The organism is Haladaptatus halobius, assembly GCF_020618475.1.
In the GTDB taxonomy this organism is placed as follows: domain Archaea; phylum Halobacteriota; class Halobacteria; order Halobacteriales; family Haladaptataceae; genus Haladaptatus; species Haladaptatus halobius.
The window spans coordinates 540,185-557,938 of the sequence record NZ_CP085335.1; the positions used below are offsets into that span (position 1 = coordinate 540,185).

The window sequence follows — 17,754 nt, forward strand, 5'->3', positions numbered from 1 at the left end:
TGCCGAAGTTTCAAGTATCAAAAATAGACCAGAACCGGCGTGACCTGAGAACCACCGCGCGGGTGGTCGAGGCGTTCGTGTGGCACACCCCCGCGCGGACAGCGTGCCGCCTGTTCGCCTTACACCACGTCGCCGCGAACCGTCGTCCCTTCCTGCCGTCGACGATAGGATTCGACCGCTTCGGCGGCCTCGGCCGTCTTCGTTTCGTCTAGACCGAGCATCTCCAGCGCGTCGGGGAGCGTCGGGAAGGCGAACTCGCTGGCACGCAACTTCCGAAACGCTTCTTTGCTTCGCTGGCCGTCGACCCAGAGACAGACGCCGCGCGGGTCGAGGATCTGCTCGTAGGCGTCGCGCGAGATAGCACCCTTGAGTCTCTGCGTAACGTTGTCCTCGAAACTCGAATTACAGACTTCGAGGTGGACGGGTTCGTCCGCAGGCAGTAGGTGCGCCGCGAGACATTTCTCCGGAGCGGCGTAGCCGTTGTCGTTCGCGCGGAGCAGGTCGGAGTTCTCGTCGGCCCACCCCGCACGAACCGTCTTTCCGACGCCTTTGACGCCGAGAGAGTCTACGAACTCTGCTTCGCGGTCGGCGTCGTCGTCCCGAAGCAGGATGTCCTTCGTCACGTACACGTCGAGTCGGTCGATGGGGTCGAGTCCGAGCGCCACGTCGCCGTACACCCAGATCTCGCGGACGGGGACGGGCATGGTCTCGTTCTCGACCGTCTCGACTATCCCCTCGATTCGCTCGATTGCCACGCTTCGCTCCATCGGTGTTCTGGTCGCAGTTCGCGTTTGGCGCGGATAAGTGCGCTGGAACGCTGAGAGGAAGGTACGAAAATCGGGGACTTGCGTCGAAGTGACCGACGATCGTGGCCTCGTGACGACACCGGTGCAAACGAGTCGTTCACTATCGCTGGGCTCAACACCGCACTGCAGACGACGTATCTCCTCCGCAATAGTATTGTACTATTTACCCAACACCCAACACGATTATGAACGTGGATACCCAACCCGCGTTCATGGTCAGAGAGATCGCTCCGGAGGAGCTAGCGGACAAACAGGACGCCGGAGAGAACTACGCGCTCCTCGACACGCGACCGGAGGAGAGCTTCGAGTCGTGGCACATCGAAGGCGCACAGAACTTTCCGTTCGGGGCGGACGAATCGCTCTCGGAGGAGGGCGCGGAGGAAATTCGGTCGATGCTCGACGGAACTGACGAGATTCTAACGGTCTGTGCGAAAGGAATCTCGTCGAGTCATTTCGCCGACGAACTCCGAGAACAGGGCTTCGGGGGCGTGAAAGTCGTCGAAGGCGGCATGGAAGCGTGGAGTCGAGTGTACGAGCACGTCCCGATCGAAACCGACGGTGATGGGGATATCGTCCAAATCCAGCGCCGCGCGAAAGGCTGTCTCGGCTACATCGTCGGAAGCGACGGGGCTGCCGCGGCTATCGACGTAAGCCGTCATACCCGCGAGTGGCGCGAAGCGGCGGCGGCGAGAGGCTACGAAATCACGCACGTTTTCGACACGCACGTTCACGCGGATCACATCTCCGGCGGGCGGAAACTCGCCGACGAACTCGACGTTCCCTACCATCTGAGCGAACGCGCCGAAGAACGCGGCGTCGAATACGAGTACGATTCGCTCGGCCGAAACGAGGTCGTTCGAGTCGGCGACACCGACATAAAGGCCATCTCCACGCCGGGCCACACCTCCGAAATCGCCAGCTACCTCGTGAACGACGAGGCGGTGCTGACGGGCGACACCTTGTTCGTGGACTCCATCGGGCGTACCGAACTCCAGTTCGGTGAAGCAGACGCGACGAGTGGGGCCGAGATGCAGTACGACTCCCTCCACGAAGTGCTCATGAGCGAACCGGACGACGTCGTCGTCCTGCCGGGGCACGTCACCGTCACCGAGGACGGGCGCTTCGCTCACGGCAGTCCCGGCGACCCTGTTCGGTCTACGGTCGGCGACCTCCGCCGCGAACTCGACGTGCTCCAACTGGACGAGGACGAGTTCGTCTCGCGCCTCTCCGAGAACACCCCCGACAAACCGCCGAACTACGAGACGGTCATCGCCATCAATTGCGGTACGGACGAACCGGAGGACGAAGAGGCCGCGACCGAACTGGAACTCGGCCCGAACAACTGTTCCGCCTAATATCTGGCTAATTCGGGCGCTTCACCGCCGAAACGCGTACACCGCGTCGCTCGAGGCGTATACCCGCTGGCCGACCGCGACGCTCTCGACTTCGCCGCCCGTCTCGAATCGCCGGAGTTCCGTCCCGTCGTCCGTCGAAAGGGCGTACACCCGGCGGTCGCTCACACCGACGTACACCGTTCCGTCCGCGACGATCGGAGTGCAGAGCGCGCCGAACAGGAGGAACTTCGGATGGAACGTCTACGTCACTTCACCGTCGTCGAGCGCAACGAGCTACTCTCGGCGACTGGTTCCGGTCTCGTGACGCTCGTCGTCACGGCGTACACGCCACCGTCGGCGACGAGGCTCGATACTGACTCCTCGCGGTCGAGCGCCACTCGCCACCGTTCGTTCCCGCCGAAATTATTAGTTCATTAAGCCGAGCGTACCGCCCGCCGCCGGCCGATTCGATGGCTCCCCTTACGCCCCGCCTCGGGGTCTGTACCCGTCGTTAATCACCGCTTACTGCAGCCCGATTCGCCGAAGCGCGTCCGGACGAACTCCGATTCGAGATCGCTCCGAAACTGTATCTTTCCTGTAGATATCGATGCGATTCCTCTCCGTTCTGTCCAAATTCGGTCGAAAACGGTCACGGAAGGGCGTGATTCGAACGAATTGATTCAGTCACATTCCTGACTGCTTTTTGATTTAATATAGCGATATGGAATTTATCGCGGAGCGAAACGATGAAACGGCCCGCGGCGTAAGCGACAGGTAATGGACTGCGACAAGTGCGACCGGGAAGCGGTCATGCACGCTGCGTACTCGGGGCTGCATCTCTGCGACGACCACTTCTGTCGGTCGGTCGAAAAACGCGTCCGACGGCGCATCCGCGACGATAATCTGCTCCCGGCGTCCGCCACGCCCAACGACCCACAGATGTGGCTCGTCGGCCTCTCCGGCGGCAAAGATAGCGTCGTCCTCACGCAGATTCTCCACGAGACATTCGCCGACGACCCGCGCGTCGAGATAGTCGCGTTGACGATTCACGAGGGAATCGAAGGCTACCGCGACAAGAGTTTGGACGCCTGCCTCGAACTCACCGACGACCTCGAAATCCGCCACGAGGTCGTCACCTACGAGGAGGAGTTCGACGTGCGGATGGACGACGTGGTCGAAAAAGATCCCGAAAACATGGCTGCGTGCGCCTACTGCGGTGTGTTCCGACGCGACTTGCTCTCGAAGTACGCCGAGGAGTACGGGGCGGACAAACTGCTCACCGGCCACAATCTGGATGACGAAGCCGAAACCGCGCTGATGAACTTCCTCGAAGGCGACGTCGCTCAGATCGCCAAGCACTTCGACGCGAGTCTCGGCGGATTCGAGGACGACGCGCGAGGAAGTTCGAACGACGAGGACGCCCCGACGAGAAGCGACCAAGACGCCTTCGTCCCGCGTGCGAAACCGCTCCGAGACGTTCCCGAAAAGGAGGTCGCGCTGTACGCGCACCTCGAAAATCTGCCCGCGCACATCACCGAGTGCCCGCACTCCAGCGAGGCTTACCGCGCCGAGATTCAGAAGTTGATGCTCTCGCTGGAAGAAAATCACCCCGGAACGCGCCACTCCATCATGGCCGGGTACGAGGAGCTCGCCGCGCTCGCCGCGGACGAGTTCGGCGCCGGCGAAGGGAAGCGCCAACTCGGTGAGTGCGAGCGGTGCGGCGCGTCCACGACCCGCGACGTGTGTCGGAAGTGCGCGCTCGTGGACGCGATTCACGCGGTGTAGTTTCCGCTTTCTCACGTATAGTTGAGAAAACTTATCGTCCGCTATCACGACGCCGTAGGCTGTCCTCCAGACGACGGTTTCTCGCGTTCGGTGCCGCCACGGCGTTCGCCGGCTGTATGACGGTGGCGGACGAGCCGCCGAAACCGGGTTCGACGCAATCGACGAATCCTGACAGACACATCTACGGAGCCGACGGTGAGTGATCGAGTTTCGGCTGTAACGCGAGTAATACGCGCGGAGTCGCCGACGGAAAAGCACCCGTGGTGTGTCCGAACGGTGGCGGGTCGAGGTTCCACAGACGACGTATTACGAACCACTCGTCGCGGATAGACGCGTGTATCTGCCGAACCCCACCGAACTTCGCGTTTACGACGCGGCGGACGGTTCCGAACTGTGGACGAAGGTGAACGTCGATACGACGCCACTCGTTCGTGGCGGTATCGTTTATGCAGGCGTCGGTAACCGACTGCTCGCGCTGGAGTAGGTCGTTCCGCGAAAAGGAATAGTTTCGGCGAACTACCGAATTACGTCGAGACCGTTGTTCTGTTCTACCTCGTCGCGGCCCCCGTCGCTCTGCGTGCCGAAGGTGCCGCCGCTGACGCTATCGACGTTGTTGCTGGCGTCGTACGACTGTGCGTTCACGTCGCGCATCTTCTCGCGCGAACGGTCGGCCTGCTTCTGAGTCGTCGGGCCGAGCACCTGCGCGCTCTGGACGCCGGTCATGATCGCCATGACGCGAACCTTGCTCTTGTAGTTCTCCTGGATGCGCGCGCCCCAGATGACGTTGGCGTTCGCTTCGAGGCGTTCGGTGATGTTGGCCGCGATGCCCTCCGCCTCTTTCAGCGTGAGGTCGGGACCGCCCGTGATGTGGACGAGACCGCCCGACGCTCCGCGGTAGTCCACGTCGAGAAGCGGGTGGTTCATCGCATCGCGCACCACTTCCTCGGTTTTGTTCTTGTCCTGCGTCTCGCCGACGAGCATCACCGCGACGCCGCCTTGGTTCATGATGGACGTCATGTCGGCGTAGTCGAGGTTGATGAGGCTCGGCTGTGTGATGGTCTCCGAGATACCTTTCACCGTCTCGGCGATGATCTGATCCATCACCGAGAACGCCTTGCCAATCGGGAGATTTGGGACGTAGTCGAGGAGACGGTTGTTGTCGAGGACGATGATGGAGTCGGCCTCGTTGCGGAGGTTTTCGAGTCCCTCCTCCGCTTTCACGGTTCGGGCACGCTCGACGTTGAACGGCGTGGAAACCATACCCACGACGATAGCGCCCTGGTCTTTGGCGATCTTCGAGACGACCGGCGCCGCACCGGTACCCGTTCCGCCGCCCATGCCCGCGGTCACGAAGACGAGGTCGGCGTCGCCGAGCACTTCCTTGACGGTTCCCCGTGCCATCTCCGTGGCACGTTCTCCCATCTGCGGGTCGCCACCCGCGCCGAGGCCGGACGTCAGGGACTTCCCGACGAGAATCTTCGTGTCGGCCTCGATCATCTTCAGGTGTTGTTTGTCCGTGTTGATGGCGACCGTGTCAGCGCCATCGACGCCGATGTTGTACAGGCGATTGATGGTGTTGTTCCCCGCGCCGCCACAGCCGACGATGACGATTCGGGGGTCGCCGAACTCGTCGTCCGTCGTCGCGGCGTCCATCTCACGCTGCTCGGATTCTGCGTTCTCCAGCGCTTCTTGAACGATGTCCTGCATCGTTTACACCTTCGCCCAAGTGCGCTTGTTCGTGGTCTCGGTTCCCGCGCCGTCGTGCTCGTTGAGCATATCGCGGACGGCAGCTCGGATCGCTTCGCTCCGGTTCGGGAACTCGCCGGTTTCGACCATCTGTTCGACTTCTTCGATTTGCTGTTTTGGGATTCGTAGTGTCACGCGCTCCATAGTTGGATTCCCCTTGTATCGGTAAGACGACACGCGGCGAACGATATCGTCCGTCTTACGCCATTCAGGTGGCCGAGACGCCATAATTCGACCGGGTAGTTGCTGGCGTAAGACAATCGTCTTACGTAGAAGTATCCAACAAAGGCACAGTATATATAATTAACGGCGCGCGTAAAACAAGCGTTTTACGACGAGTCCAAAACGTCTGCCGAAGGCGTTCTCCGCCCGCAACCCGGGCAGAACGCCCAGTCTGAGCGAATCTCGTCACCGCAGTCACAGAAAACGCGGTGGGTCGCTTTCTCCCCGCAGTTCGGGCAGTAGACGTGTCCGGAGTCCAACGATTCGCCACACTGGCCGCACGTATTACCTTTCTGACGTGTGTCGGCGGTCGTCCGACGCGCGGATTCCGTCTCGTTCGGCGTCGCCGTCCCTTGTGACTCTGCGTTTTCTCGTGCGCGAACCTCGCCGGCACCTTCGACGGTGACGTTGACGTTGATGTCTTGCGCGCGGTCACCCCCGCTCGAGCCGCCGAGTCGTTGGTCGATGAGCGCGTCCACGCGCTCATCGAGGGCGGCGTCGAGGCTTCCTTCGGCGCGGTCCATGGCGTCGCTGTGGCCGTCCAAATACTCGCGGAGTGCCTCGCGCATCACCTCGCTCTTGGAGGCGTCGAGCGATTCTATCCGCTCGATGAGGTCGTCATCCGCCCGAAATGTTATCTTGCTCATGTCGGCCACCTCGTTATGTACGTGTTCCGATACACACAGCCTACCATACTTGAACCTTTCTGTCTTCCCTCTGCGTGGCCCCGAATAATAATTCTTAAGTCCGGCAGCGGGATAGGTGTGAGTGCCCGCCCTTAGCTCAGACTGGTAGAGCAGTCGACTGTAGATCGACTTGTCCCCCGTTCAAATCGGGGAGGGCGGACTTTTCCTGCGAACATCGTGAGAAGTGAACAGTCTGATCGAGGCGATTCGAGCGAAATTCCGCCGATACTCCGGTTCTACTGGCGGTAGTCGGCATCCCGGAACGAATTCAATTCGATTGGATAGGGTCGTGAGAGCGTGACGGTGATTCCATGCAGTTTTCGAGACGGATACGTGATACTACTTTCCGGTTCTCAAACTGGCCATCCGAAAAAAGCCCCGTAAACGCCCATTTCGGGCGATTTCCCCCGCGTGTGACTGAATCTGGTAAATATAATAATTTCGATGGGAGACGGTGTAATACGTTTCTCATACTCCCCAGAAGATGGCGATCCCGAGCACAGTCACCACCGACAAGATCAGCTGCAGCGGCGCGCCGACGCGGAAGTAGTCGGTGAACTTGTACCCGCCTGGTCCGTAGACGAGGAGGTTCGTCTGGTAGCCGATGGGCGTCATGAAGTCGGCGCTGGAGGCGAACGTCACCGCGAGGACGAACGCGAAGGCGTTGCCGCCGACGCGGCTCGCCGTCTCGACCGCGACGGGGAGCATGAGGATGACGCTCGCGCTGTTGCTGACGACCGCGGTTACGAGCGTCGTGATGACGTAAAACAGCCAGAGTACGCCGATCACGGGGAGGAACTCCGCGCTCGTCGCCACCAGCGCGCCGATGAGATCCGCCGCGCCCGTTCGCTCGAACGCGATGCCGAGCGGGATGAGGCCCGCGAGGAGGAAGATCACGTCCCACTCGACCGAGTCGTACAGCTCGTTCGGCTTCACGATTCCCGTCAGTATCATGGCGACGACGCCCGCGAGCGCGGTGGTGAGGATGTCGAAGACGCCCAGCGCGGCCAGTCCGACGACGCCGAGGACGATGACGACGGCGACGGGAATCTTCGACCGCCGGTAGTCGGGTTCGCTGGGCACCTGCGCGACGACGAAATCGCGACTCGTCGCCAGCCGGTTGATGCTGTCCTCCGTCGCCTGCACGAGTAGCGTGTCGCCCCGGCGGATCTGCGTCTGTTGCATTCGCTCGCGGAGTAACTCCGACCCTCGCCGAATGGCGAGAACGTTCGCGTCGTAGCGTTCGCGGAAGGTCGAACTTTCCAGCGTCTCGGTGACGAGCGACGACCACGACGGGACGACGAGTTCGACGAGATTTTGTCCCGCTTGGTCGGCAGCAAGTTCCTCCTCGGTCACCTGCGAGAAAGCGACCAGCGACAACCCCTCGGTTATCATCAGTTCGCGGAGCGTGCTGAAGTCGGCACGAACGATGAGCACGTCTCCCGGGCGAATCGTCTTCCCCGCGAGTGGTTCCATGAACGTCGCTTCCTCTCTCACCAACTGGAGGACGTCCACGTCGAGGTCGATCTCCGCCAACGTCTCCTCGACCGTTCGACCGACCAACGCCGAGTTCGTGCCCACGACGACTTCGGTCAGGTAGGGCGTCAGCTCGTAATCCTCGAGGATGTCTTCCTCGGGGCTGATTCGTTCCGGAATAAGTCGGCGTCCGACGGTCATGAGATACACCGTGCCGACGACGAAGACGACGGCTCCTAGCTTCGTGAACTCGAACATCGAAAATCGATGGAGTGAGGGATACTCCCCGGCGAGTCGCGCGGTGACGCTACTGGCGATGAGGTTCGTTGAGGTGCCGATGAGCGTGAGCATCCCGCCGACCATCGAGGCGTAGGACAGCGGGATGAGCAGTTTGGAGGGCGAGGTTCGTCCTCGATTTGCGAGGTCGGAGACGACGGGGACGAGCATGGCGACGATGGGCGTGTTGTTGAGGACGCCGGACGGAATGCCCGCAAACGCGAGCGTCGCCGCGAGTTGCTTGCGTTCGTCGGTGCCCGCGAACGAGGCCATCCGCTCCCCGAGTTCCTGCACTGCCCCGGTTCGACTGATACCCGAACTCAAGACGAGCATCGCCAACACCGTGATGGTCGCCTCGTTCGAGAACCCCGAGATTCCCTCCTCGGGCGAGATGCCGGTCACCGGCCCGAGGACGATGAGGACGACCATTACGATGATGGCGGTGATGTCGGGCGGAAATATCTCCGTGGCGAACATGACGAACGTCGCCACTGCGATGGCGAACACGACGGCCATCTCGGGCGTCAGCTCCGGAATCGCCGGACCGTTCTGGACGAGAACGAAGACGGACGGAACCATCCAGCGCGAACCGCGACGCCCATGCAGTAAAGAATGCAGTGTAAAACGGTCGTAGTCGCGTCGTACCGCGTCGATAACGCGTCGATTCTCCCTCGATATCCGCGGTCGACTCCTCGATGCAGAAATCGATACTGCCAGCTGCGGAAACGCCCCGGTCGAGTCGGTCGTCGAGGCCGTCTTGCTGGCACGTCAATACTTTTGATACGTCGGATCAACTTCGAGGTATGCCGACACGCGTTCCTGATTCTGAGTTCGAAGACCGTCTCGCTGACGTACGCGAGAAGCTCGGTGAAGCGGGTGCCGACGCGGGCGTCTGGTTCGGTGCGACGAGCATCGAGTATCTCACCGGCTTCGACCATATTCAGACCGAACGGCCGGTCGTTCTCGCCGTGACCGACGACCGAATCGAGATAACGATGCCACGGCTCGAAGTCGAGCGCGTCCAGCCTAACCCGCGCATCGACGCAGTGCACCACTACTTCGACTACCCGGGCGGCAAGCCGCTCGAAGTCGCCGCCGAGATGCTCTCCGGTCTCGACGCGCGGATGGTCGCGGCGGACGCCGACGGCGCGCCGGGCGTGATGGGCTACGACGGCCCGTCCCTCTCGGAGTTCGTGGAGGTCGAATCGCAGGACTGGGTGAGTCGGATGCGCTGGGCGAAATCAGACGCCGAGGTCGCGCTCATTCGCGAGTCGGCGAGGTGGGGGAACCTCGCCCACCGATATCTCGCCGACTACACCGAACCCGGAGCGCATCCGGCCACCGTCAGCCAGCGAGCTTCGATGGATGCCTCCCGTGCTATGCTCGATACGCTCGGCGACCGTTACGTCGCGCGCACGCGCGGAGACGGCCCCGCACGCGCGGGTTACATCACCGGGCCGCAGACCGCGCTCCCGCACGGACACACCGCGAACCGCCGAATCGAGGAAGGTGACGTGCTCGTCACGGGGGCGTCCGCCAACGTCGACGGGTATTACTCCGAGTTGGAGCGGACGATGTTCGTCGGCGATCCGACGGACGAACAGGCGCACTATTTCGAGTTGATGCTCGAAGCGCAGACCATCGCCATCGACGCGCTGGGGCCAGGTGTCCCGTTGTCGTACGTCGACCAGCAGGTATGGGACTACTTCGAAGAGCAGGGCGTCACCGACCTCGCACAGCACCACGTCGGCCACAACATCGGAATGGGCGGGCACGAACCGCCCTACATCGACCGCGGCTGGGGGGAGCACGTGGACGACGGCGACGCCGAGATGGAGCCCGGTCACGTTTACACCATCGAACCCGGACTCTACACCGATACGTACGGGTATCGTCACTCGGACACAGTCGCCGTCACGGAAGACGGGACGGAGATGCTGACCTACTATCCCCGCGACTTTGAATCAAACGTAATCACGTGGTAGCTCGCCGCTAACACGAATGACGAGACGACCCCAAACCCTTATTTTGCATCGAAACGTCCGCCTTATCAATGGCTTCTCGCCTCGAATTTCGGAGCGGGTCGGGCGAGGATTCGGACGAACTCGACGTGACGTTCACCGAATGGCTCGCAGGGCTGAAATCCCATGGGAGCAACCTGCTCGTCACCGGTGACGTACCCAGTGAGACGAGCGCCGCGTTCAGTCGGACGCTCTTCGGAGAAGGGCAACGAACGCGCGTTCTCGCACTCACCGACCCGACCGCGCTCGACGCCGACGCGCATCTTCCGGCCTCGTCCGACGATCCGAACACCCGCGTCGTCGACCGTCGAATCGACCGGCGAGCCGCGGCGGCCACCGCGACCACTGCTTCATCAGAGTTCGACCGAGAGACGCTCCGGACGGAGGTGATCTCCGCTATCGGTCGCTGCGGCGTCGAAGTCGGGGGATTCGATCCCGCCGAACTTCGTCTCGGCGTCGACTCCGTCGAGGCGCTCTCCGGCGGCGACGACCTCGTCACGCTCGAACAGTTTCTCCGTAGTCTCACCGCCATCGTCCGAGGTAGCTCCGGAATGGCTCACTACCACCTTCGCCTGTCGGACGACGACCCGCTCGTGGACGACCTTTCGTCGCTGTTCGACGCGCGAATCGAACTCCGGAAGCGACCAGGACGGGCCGAACAGCGGTGGCACGTTCCTGCGCTCGATGAGACGACTCACTGGGTAGAACTATCGTAATCGGTATACACCACCTGCTATGGAACTTTGGCGGCATCCCGACCGTGCCGGGCTCGACATCTACGACCCCATCGAGAACGTCCGATTCGCGTTGTTTACGCCCGAACCGATTCGCCCGATGCCCGTCGAAACTACCTCGTTTTACTTCCCCGTCGATGCCGCCGTCGCCATCGAAACGACGGCGCTCGAAGTCCCGAAACTCGTTCCGCTCACGATACGGCGACAGGACGGGACGATGGTCGTCGAAACCTCCGACGGCCGCGACCGAACCCTCGACGCCGACTCGTATCTCGTCGAACTGAGCACGGCCCCGATGAAACTCTATCTCGCCGTTGAGAGCGCCGCCCGACTCGAGCATACGGACTCCGAAGTCGTGTTCCATTTCGGCGAGGAGACTACGGTTCGCGTCGGGGTGCGCTCCTATCACGACCGCCCGGCGGGGACGATAACCGTCACCGACGACACCGAAGACGTGATGCGCGCAGTGTCGCTGTTCGGGTCGGCGCTGAAGACGACCAGCCCCGAGCGGTCGTTTCCCACCCTCCGCGGCCACCCGCCGCTCGTCGAACGCGGGGAGTCGTTCTCCGCTCCCGCCGGTGTCGAGCGCCCGGAGACGGGCGTCGAACTTGTCCTTCCGCCCGACCGCGAACACGTCTTCCCCGCCGTATCGCTCGCGTACTACCTCAGCGCGGAGGTCGTCCCCGGAACCGACCCGCGCCTCGTCGCGGGGTCGTTCGAACGCTCGCTCGACGGAACCGGCGGGTACGAAGCGACGGTCAGCCGCGTGTTCCGGCAGACGTTCTTCCTCGACTGTCTCACCCGTACCGAGGGCTACTACAAGGTAGCCCTCCACGAGCGCCAGCATGTCGAACCGCTGGTCGACCTCGATTTCGCGGCGCTCTACGACGCGCCGATGCCGGAACGCCTCGACCACTATCTCTCGATACCGTTCGAGACGATCAAACCGTACGTGCCGAACTGGCGACTCGGCGTCGACGTTACGCCGACGGTCGAAAACGTCGAATACGCGCCATATCTCGCCAAAGACCTCGCGCTCGTTCGAATCCCGGAGCATCCGAACCCGAAGTCGGCGTCGCCGATGTCTGACGCCCAGACCGAGTTCTTCCGCGCACCGTCCTCGGACGTGTTGGTACGCGGGTCGGATAGCTGGGACGCGGTGGACGATCGCGACGTGTTCCAAGTCGATCCGATGCCGAACGTCATCGAGCAGGCGTGGGCCGGGGCGGGCTATCCGCTGGAGGTCAACAAATTCGACGTGCGCGCGCTTCGACGGCGCGTCGACCGCCAGCCCTCGTCCGACACCATCGACATTCACGTCGTCTGTAACGACGGTAAGATGCAAGACGAGGACGTGGTGCGGGAACTCTACGGCGTGCGCGATTTGCTCCGGTTCGAGGTCACTGCTCACTACGACCTGACGCGCGACGAACTCGCGGAGTTGCTCGCTGGGACGGCCGATTTCCTCCACTACATCGGTCACGTCGACGACCGCGGACTCCTGTGTGCTGACGGCTCACTCGACGCTAGTTCGCTCGACGAAGTTCGCGTGAAGGCGTTCCTCCTGAACGCCTGCGCGTCGTACGAGCAGGGTCACGAACTCGTCAAGAAAGGGAGCTACGGCGGCGTCGCCACGCTCTCGCCGGTCGGCAATCCGATGGCGACCGAGCTCGGCCAGATTCTAGCTCGCCTCTTGAACTGCGGATTTTCGCTCCGAGCGGGACTGTCGATCGCACAGCAACACTCAATGCACGGCTATCAGTATATCGTTCTCGGGGACGGCGGCGTGACGCTCGTGCAAAGCGAGAGCGGAGTGCCGCTTCATCTTCGCGTCGAATCACTGGACGACGGTCGGTTCGACGTCGAAGTGAACGCCTATCCGAACGACTTGTACGGTATCGGGACGATGAACGTATTCCATGCCGATTCATCGAATACCAGATACATCTCGTCGGCACCGTTGACCACTATCGAACTCTCTCCCGAAGAGTTCAATTCGAGTCTCAAATCCGAGACGATGCCTATCGAAATCGGTGACCAGTTGTATTGGAGTGACGAGCTGTCTGCGATGAATATCGACGGTTAATTACGGTCCACCTTCCGATCCTCCTGCATTCGCGAGAACGTTTCCTGCGTGCATCAGCGCGACACTGAGCGCGAACAGCGCGCCGATCATCCGCGGGTACGTTGCCAAGTAGTCGCCCATCGCATTCTTCCGTGCCATCGCATACGAAAGATGATACCCACACGAATTATAATTTTTTTAATAATACATAAATAATATTAATAAGTGCAAGTATAGAATAATAACATCAATCTATGCTACGCATTCTCACTGAGCAAAACCACCGATAGCGTCCGACAATGGGTCGTTCAGTTCGTGAAGCAACGCATCCAACTCTTCGGACAGTCGTCGGAGCAGTTGAGCGTGAGCCGTCGAGGCGAGCGTGTACTCCGGATACACACCTCCCGTCTCGGTTTCTTCGATCAGGTCGAGATCGAGGAGGTCGTCGCGGTGAGCCGTCCACGTACTCGGGGCAGTTCCGGCGTGGACTGCGAGTTCGGTCGCGCCGAAGCTCTCGCCGGGATTGTCAGCGAGAACGCTGAGGAACTTCACGCGCGCCGGATAGACCAGCACGCGAGCGAGCGGAGGCGTCGTCAGGTCGCTTTTCGGGGACTCCATGTGGTATGCTACTGCACAGTTGTTTGAAAACGATATCGAATTTCGTCTCGACATCAATGCACTTAACATACACGTATGGCTAGAGTAAATTTTCATACAATGTGTGTTGTAGTCGGGAGTGGGATGTGCGAGAAACGAACGAACGGTCGATTCGAACTTACGACTCTCTAACTGGTCACCGCCGCTCGACCAGTGGACGAGCGATGCACTGCGACACGTCGTCTGCATCGTCGTCGCCGGACTGCTGCGTGCATCCCGCTGTCGCCAGTCGGCTCAAAACGCTAAGACTGACTGGCTTCACCTTGCCTTGCGGTTCCCGCTGACAGCCCCATTGGTCGCTCTTCTCGACGCCCTAGAACGGTCGATAGCGGTTTCCCTCTCCGTCTTGCGCACACCGACGGAACTCGGTCGGTAGCGTCCATCTTTTCCGCGGTCGAAGGGCACGAATTTTTAACCGATGGCGACCGGAGTGTAAGACGATGGTCGAGGCGTTTGCGGTTGCGAGCGGTAAAGGCGGGACTGGAAAGACCTCGAACACGCTTTCGCTCGGGATGGCCCTGTCCGAGGAGTACGACGTGACGGTCGTGGACGCCGATACGGGGATGGCAAACCTGCTCTTCCACGTCAGGTTGACCGACGTGGAAACTACGCTCCACAACCTCCTCATCGATGAGTGCGGCGCGAAGGTCGAGAACACCGTCTACGAACGCTTCGGAATGCGGGTCGTCCTCTGCGGAACGAGCCTGTCCGCGTTCGAACGCGCCGACCCCGACCGTTTACAGGACGTGGTCGCCGAACTCGCGTCCGAGACCGACGTGCTCTTGCTCGACTCGCCCGCGGCACTCGGCAGCAAGAGCGTCGTCCTCCCCGTGATCCTCGCCGACCGAGTCGTCGTCGTGCTCCAGCCGACAATTCCGTCGCTCAGCGACGGCCTGAAAGTCCAAGAGTACGCCCGGTCGTGCGGCACGGAGACGGCGGGTGTGCTGTTCAACAAGGTTCACGAGGACGAGAACGTGGTGGCGATAGCGGACAAGAGCGAACGCTACTTCGGCGGGCCGACGCTCGCCGCAGTTCCCGACGACGACGCGGCGCGCGCCGCCTAAAAGTCGGGCGAACCCCTCCTCGCGCACGCGCCCGAGAGCGCGGCAGCGCGAGCCTACCACGACGCGGCCGCCGCGCTCGACGTTCGGACGGGCGAATCGGAGGGGGTCGCCGAACGCTTCCGGAGTGCGGTCATCCCCGACTCGCCATGAGACTCCCGCGTGGCGAACTCGTTCGTTCTCGCGTCGTCAGCGACCCGGTGACCGCGCTCGTCGCCGCGGCGGAGCGCGAATTAACCGGGTACGCCGTATTCGAGCCGCAGGACTCGCTCCTCCTCGACGCGGACGGGCGGGGCGTGGTGACCTTCGAGGCGGGCGTGCCGGTGCTCGCGTACCACACCGGAACCGACCGCGGTGGCCCCGAGGCGATAGCTGACCTCGCGGTGCCCGGCCCCTACAGCGTCGACCTCCACCGACTGCCCCGGATGAACTCGCCGCTGTTCACGAAGCGGATGAGCGACGAGTTCCGCCGGGGATGCCCGCCGAGCGACTGGCGGGCGACCCGGAACTTGCCGCGCAGACGCGCTCGCGTGCACCAGCGGATACGGTCGCTAGACGGCGACCGCGAGGACTCCCAGACCAGCGCGCTGGAGGCGTTTCTCGACGACGACGAGAAGATCGGCGCCATACAGGAGCAGGCGCGGGAGGAAGCGGAACGCCGGGCCGAGGAGTGGGGGCTGGACGACCAGTTAGGCGGCTGAGTCGCGCCTCTCGTCCGCAGCTTCGTGTCCCGACCGTTCGGGTCGAAAGTCAGGCGAAAGCTACAGTAGGAACGACGGCGTGACGATTAGGGTCGGCAGCGCGCCCGACGTGACTCAGCATGGAAAGTGAGGAGAGCGACGACGAGGGGAGAGCGACGGACGACGAACGCGGCGGAAGCGAGCGTCAGTTTCGTCTCGGTCTCGGCGGGTTGTCCCTCGACCTCTCCGGCGTGACGGCGGACATAGACGAATTGTCGGTCGGTCTGGACGAAGTGGAACTACGCCTGTCGATGAGTTCGGATTCGCGGGGCGGCGAGACCGAGTCGCGGTCGGCGGAGCGTCGTCCGTCCGGCGGCCGCGGAGCGCGAGTCGGTTCGTTCCTCGGCCGTGAGGTCGGTCGCCTGCTCGGACGCGCCCTCGAAACCGAACTACGCGCCGTTCGGAGCGGGGTACGTTCTCGTCGGGACGATTCCGCCGACGGAGGAGACGGTAGCGCGTCGGACAAATCGTCTCGTTCCGACGAGGAGCTGGTCGAGCGATTGGAGCGCGTCGCCGACCGCGATTCGAGTTAGGTCGGTGACGTATGAGGGAGAACGGATCAACCCCCTCGGCTCTGGTAGTCGATATCACGCATCCGTTTCACACTGTGCCGGAAAGATTAAACTCCCGCTGGTGAAGTTTTCCGTATGGTTTCGAAGTCTGGTCTTCGCGCCGCTTTTGCGGTGTTGCTGATACTCTCCGTTCTTCCGGTCGGATACGGGTACGTAACCGCGAAATCCGACACGACGTTCGAACAACATCTCGACGCGGACGGGGTGACGACGCGCGAACCGATCGTACCGCCGCGCGACAATATCACGGTCGTTGCCACGGACTCGAACTCGTGGCGAGGCCAGCAGAGCGAGGGGCCGCGGGCGCGCGCCGAACTGGTCGCGTTCAACCCCGACGGAAGCGTCCTATACTACAACGATACGCACACTCGGTACTGGGACGTCGACCCCGTTCCCGGCACTCGGGCGACCGTCGAATACTCCTACGCGGATCATCTCGACCCGAAGGAGTGTCCTGAAACGTGGAATCACAGCGACTACGCCGTCGACAACGCCACGTGGAACGAGTATCTCGATGTTCACGGCGACATCCGCGCGTGCACGCGAAACGGGTTCGAGCGCGTCAACTTGACGACCGGCGAGACGACGCGAGTGTGGTCGCAGCGAACGCCGGGGAAGGAGGCGTCCCGCTACCACGATATCGACCGCATCAACGGGACGCACATCGCCGTGGCGGACATCTACCTCGACCGCGTCTTCATCGCAAACGCGAAGACCGACGAGATAGTCTGGACGTGGAACGCCAGCGACGCCTTCTCGCCGTCGAAGACCGGCGGTCCGTATCCCAAGGATTGGAGCCACATCAACGACGTCGAAGTTCTCGAAGACGGGCGGTTGATGGTCAGCATGCGTAACCACGATCGCGTCGTGTTTCTGAACCGCGACGGACTCGTCCGAAACTGGACGCTCGGCGAAGAGGACAACTACAGCATCCTCTACGAGCAGCACAACCCCGATTTCATCCCCGAATCGAACGGCGGCCCGGCGGCCATCGTCGCCGACAGCGAGAACAATCGCGTCGTCGAGTACCAGCGCGAAGGCGGTAAGTGGACGCGCACGTGGACGTGGCGTGACGCGCGGATGCAGTGGCCCCGCGATGCCGACCGTCTCCCGAACGACCACACCCTCATCGCCGATTCGAACGGGAACCGGGTCTTTGAAGTGAACCGGCAGGGCGATGTCGTCTGGCGCGTGAACATCGCGTTCCCCTACGAGGTCGAACGCCTCGGGACGGACGACGAGAGCACGGGCGGCGAGAGCGCGCAGAGCGCCGAACTGGCGACGAGGACGGGGACGCTGAGCGACCGATTCTGGATCACGGTGAAGTCGTTCATCCCCGGAAAGTACCTGAACGGCTTGATGTACATCACGCCGGTGTGGCTCGGCATTCAGGAACTGCTCGGTCTCGCCGTCGGCCTCGTCGTCGCGCTCGTGTGGGGCGGTGCGGAGGTGCGCTGGCTCGTGCTGCGACGGTTGGGTTCGCCGACGGAACTCCTCCGCGAGAAGACCTCGAAAGAGGACTGAACCGCCGCATCTCGCGGGCAACTTTTTCGTCGCGGCCTCCGGAGTAATA

At 62.2% G+C, this 17,754-nt stretch carries 19 protein-coding genes, 1 tRNA gene and 1 pseudogene; 13 read left to right on the forward strand and 8 right to left on the reverse strand.

The window, feature by feature from the left end; genetic code table 11:
• Positions 1 to 119 precede the first annotated feature (119 nt).
• A complete protein-coding gene (locus tag LIW51_RS03100) occupies positions 120 to 767 on the reverse strand; it encodes a DUF7095 family protein (protein ID WP_227375780.1) in 648 nt (215 codons plus the stop codon).
• Positions 768 to 1,018: 251 nt separating this feature from the next.
• Here LIW51_RS03100 and LIW51_RS03105 point away from each other — a divergent pair, with 251 nt between their 5' ends.
• Positions 1,019 to 2,161, forward strand: coding sequence for an MBL fold metallo-hydrolase (locus LIW51_RS03105; protein WP_227376721.1), 1,143 nt, complete (start codon positions 1,019 to 1,021; stop codon positions 2,159 to 2,161).
• A 21-nt stretch (positions 2,162 to 2,182) separates the two neighbouring features.
• Here the strand turns inward: LIW51_RS03105 and LIW51_RS03110 are convergent, their stop codons facing one another.
• Positions 2,183 to 2,326 (reverse strand): hypothetical protein, encoded by a 144-nt coding sequence (locus tag LIW51_RS03110; protein WP_255767028.1) that lies wholly within the window; start codon positions 2,324 to 2,326, stop codon positions 2,183 to 2,185.
• 66 nt (positions 2,327 to 2,392) lie between these two features.
• Here LIW51_RS03110 and LIW51_RS03115 point away from each other — a divergent pair, with 66 nt between their 5' ends.
• The 3 genes from LIW51_RS03115 to LIW51_RS03125 all read left to right on the forward strand — a co-directional run bounded on the left by LIW51_RS03115 (position 2,393) and on the right by LIW51_RS03125 (position 4,409).
• Positions 2,393 to 2,578, forward strand: coding sequence for a hypothetical protein (locus LIW51_RS03115; protein WP_227375781.1), 186 nt, complete (start codon positions 2,393 to 2,395; stop codon positions 2,576 to 2,578).
• Between the two features lie 339 nt (positions 2,579 to 2,917).
• Positions 2,918 to 3,925, forward strand: a complete 1,008-nt coding sequence (gene ncsA / locus LIW51_RS03120; protein ID WP_227375782.1) for a tRNA 2-thiolation protein NcsA — start codon at positions 2,918 to 2,920, stop codon at positions 3,923 to 3,925.
• Between the two features lie 265 nt (positions 3,926 to 4,190).
• Entirely contained in the window at positions 4,191 to 4,409 is a 219-nt protein-coding gene (locus LIW51_RS03125; protein ID WP_227375783.1) for an outer membrane protein assembly factor BamB family protein, read from the forward strand.
• 32 nt (positions 4,410 to 4,441) lie between these two features.
• On the opposite strand, the gene ftsZ is transcribed toward LIW51_RS03125, so the two are convergent.
• The 3 genes from ftsZ to LIW51_RS03140 form a co-directional block, all read right to left on the reverse strand.
• On the reverse strand, positions 4,442 to 5,632 hold the full coding sequence (ftsZ, locus tag LIW51_RS03130) for a cell division protein FtsZ (protein ID WP_227375784.1): 1,191 nt from the start codon (positions 5,630 to 5,632) through the stop codon (positions 4,442 to 4,444).
• A 3-nt stretch (positions 5,633 to 5,635) separates the two neighbouring features.
• Entirely contained in the window at positions 5,636 to 5,815 is a 180-nt protein-coding gene (cdrS, locus tag LIW51_RS03135) for a transcriptional regulator CdrS (RefSeq protein ID WP_227355341.1), read from the reverse strand.
• A 185-nt stretch (positions 5,816 to 6,000) separates the two neighbouring features.
• Complete coding sequence (locus LIW51_RS03140; protein ID WP_227375785.1) at positions 6,001 to 6,540, reverse strand: double zinc ribbon domain-containing protein; 540 nt, start codon at positions 6,538 to 6,540, stop codon at positions 6,001 to 6,003.
• Between the two features lie 125 nt (positions 6,541 to 6,665).
• Here LIW51_RS03140 and LIW51_RS03145 point away from each other — a divergent pair.
• Positions 6,666 to 6,739: transfer RNA gene (locus LIW51_RS03145), tRNA-Tyr, on the forward strand.
• Positions 6,740 to 7,047: 308 nt separating this feature from the next.
• Here LIW51_RS03145 and LIW51_RS03150 read toward each other — a convergent pair.
• Entirely contained in the window at positions 7,048 to 8,847 is a 1,800-nt protein-coding gene (locus LIW51_RS03150) for an SLC13 family permease (protein ID WP_227376723.1), read from the reverse strand.
• Positions 8,848 to 9,134: 287 nt separating this feature from the next.
• Here LIW51_RS03150 and LIW51_RS03155 point away from each other — a divergent pair, with 287 nt between their 5' ends.
• From LIW51_RS03155 to LIW51_RS03165, 3 genes are all read left to right on the forward strand, one after another.
• Positions 9,135 to 10,316, forward strand: a complete 1,182-nt coding sequence (locus LIW51_RS03155; protein WP_227375786.1) for a M24 family metallopeptidase — start codon at positions 9,135 to 9,137, stop codon at positions 10,314 to 10,316.
• 68 nt (positions 10,317 to 10,384) lie between these two features.
• A complete protein-coding gene (locus LIW51_RS03160) occupies positions 10,385 to 11,068 on the forward strand; it encodes a DUF7504 family protein (RefSeq protein ID WP_227375787.1) in 684 nt (227 codons plus the stop codon).
• A 19-nt stretch (positions 11,069 to 11,087) separates the two neighbouring features.
• The gene (locus LIW51_RS03165; protein ID WP_227375788.1) at positions 11,088 to 13,172 is read left to right on the forward strand and encodes a hypothetical protein; all 2,085 of its coding nucleotides are present in this window, start codon (positions 11,088 to 11,090) and stop codon (positions 13,170 to 13,172) included.
• Here the strand turns inward: LIW51_RS03165 and LIW51_RS03170 are convergent, their stop codons facing one another.
• Both LIW51_RS03170 and LIW51_RS03175 read right to left on the reverse strand, forming a co-directional pair.
• Positions 13,173 to 13,310 carry a DUF7503 family protein gene (locus tag LIW51_RS03170; protein WP_227375789.1) on the reverse strand — a complete coding sequence of 46 codons (138 nt, stop codon included), beginning with the start codon at positions 13,308 to 13,310 and terminating at the stop codon, positions 13,173 to 13,175.
• 108 nt (positions 13,311 to 13,418) lie between these two features.
• Positions 13,419 to 13,769, reverse strand: coding sequence for a histidine kinase (locus tag LIW51_RS03175; protein ID WP_227375790.1), 351 nt, complete (start codon positions 13,767 to 13,769; stop codon positions 13,419 to 13,421).
• 118 nt (positions 13,770 to 13,887) lie between these two features.
• Between LIW51_RS03175 and LIW51_RS03180 the strand changes: the two genes are divergently transcribed.
• The 5 genes and pseudogenes from LIW51_RS03180 to LIW51_RS03200 all read left to right on the forward strand — a co-directional run bounded on the left by LIW51_RS03180 (position 13,888) and on the right by LIW51_RS03200 (position 17,705).
• A complete protein-coding gene (locus tag LIW51_RS03180; protein WP_227375791.1) occupies positions 13,888 to 14,184 on the forward strand; it encodes a hypothetical protein in 297 nt (98 codons plus the stop codon).
• Positions 14,185 to 14,248: 64 nt separating this feature from the next.
• A pseudogene (locus LIW51_RS03185) lies at positions 14,249 to 15,022 on the forward strand (nucleotide-binding protein).
• Positions 15,019 to 15,570, forward strand: a complete 552-nt coding sequence (locus LIW51_RS03190; protein WP_497007383.1) for a DUF8054 family protein — start codon at positions 15,019 to 15,021, stop codon at positions 15,568 to 15,570. The pseudogene LIW51_RS03185 and the gene LIW51_RS03190 overlap by 4 nt, the downstream one beginning before the upstream one ends.
• Positions 15,571 to 15,689: 119 nt before the next feature.
• A complete protein-coding gene (locus LIW51_RS03195) occupies positions 15,690 to 16,142 on the forward strand; it encodes a hypothetical protein (protein WP_227375793.1) in 453 nt (150 codons plus the stop codon).
• 114 nt (positions 16,143 to 16,256) lie between these two features.
• Entirely contained in the window at positions 16,257 to 17,705 is a 1,449-nt protein-coding gene (locus LIW51_RS03200) for an arylsulfotransferase family protein (RefSeq protein ID WP_227375794.1), read from the forward strand.
• Positions 17,706 to 17,754: the final 49 nt, after the last annotated feature.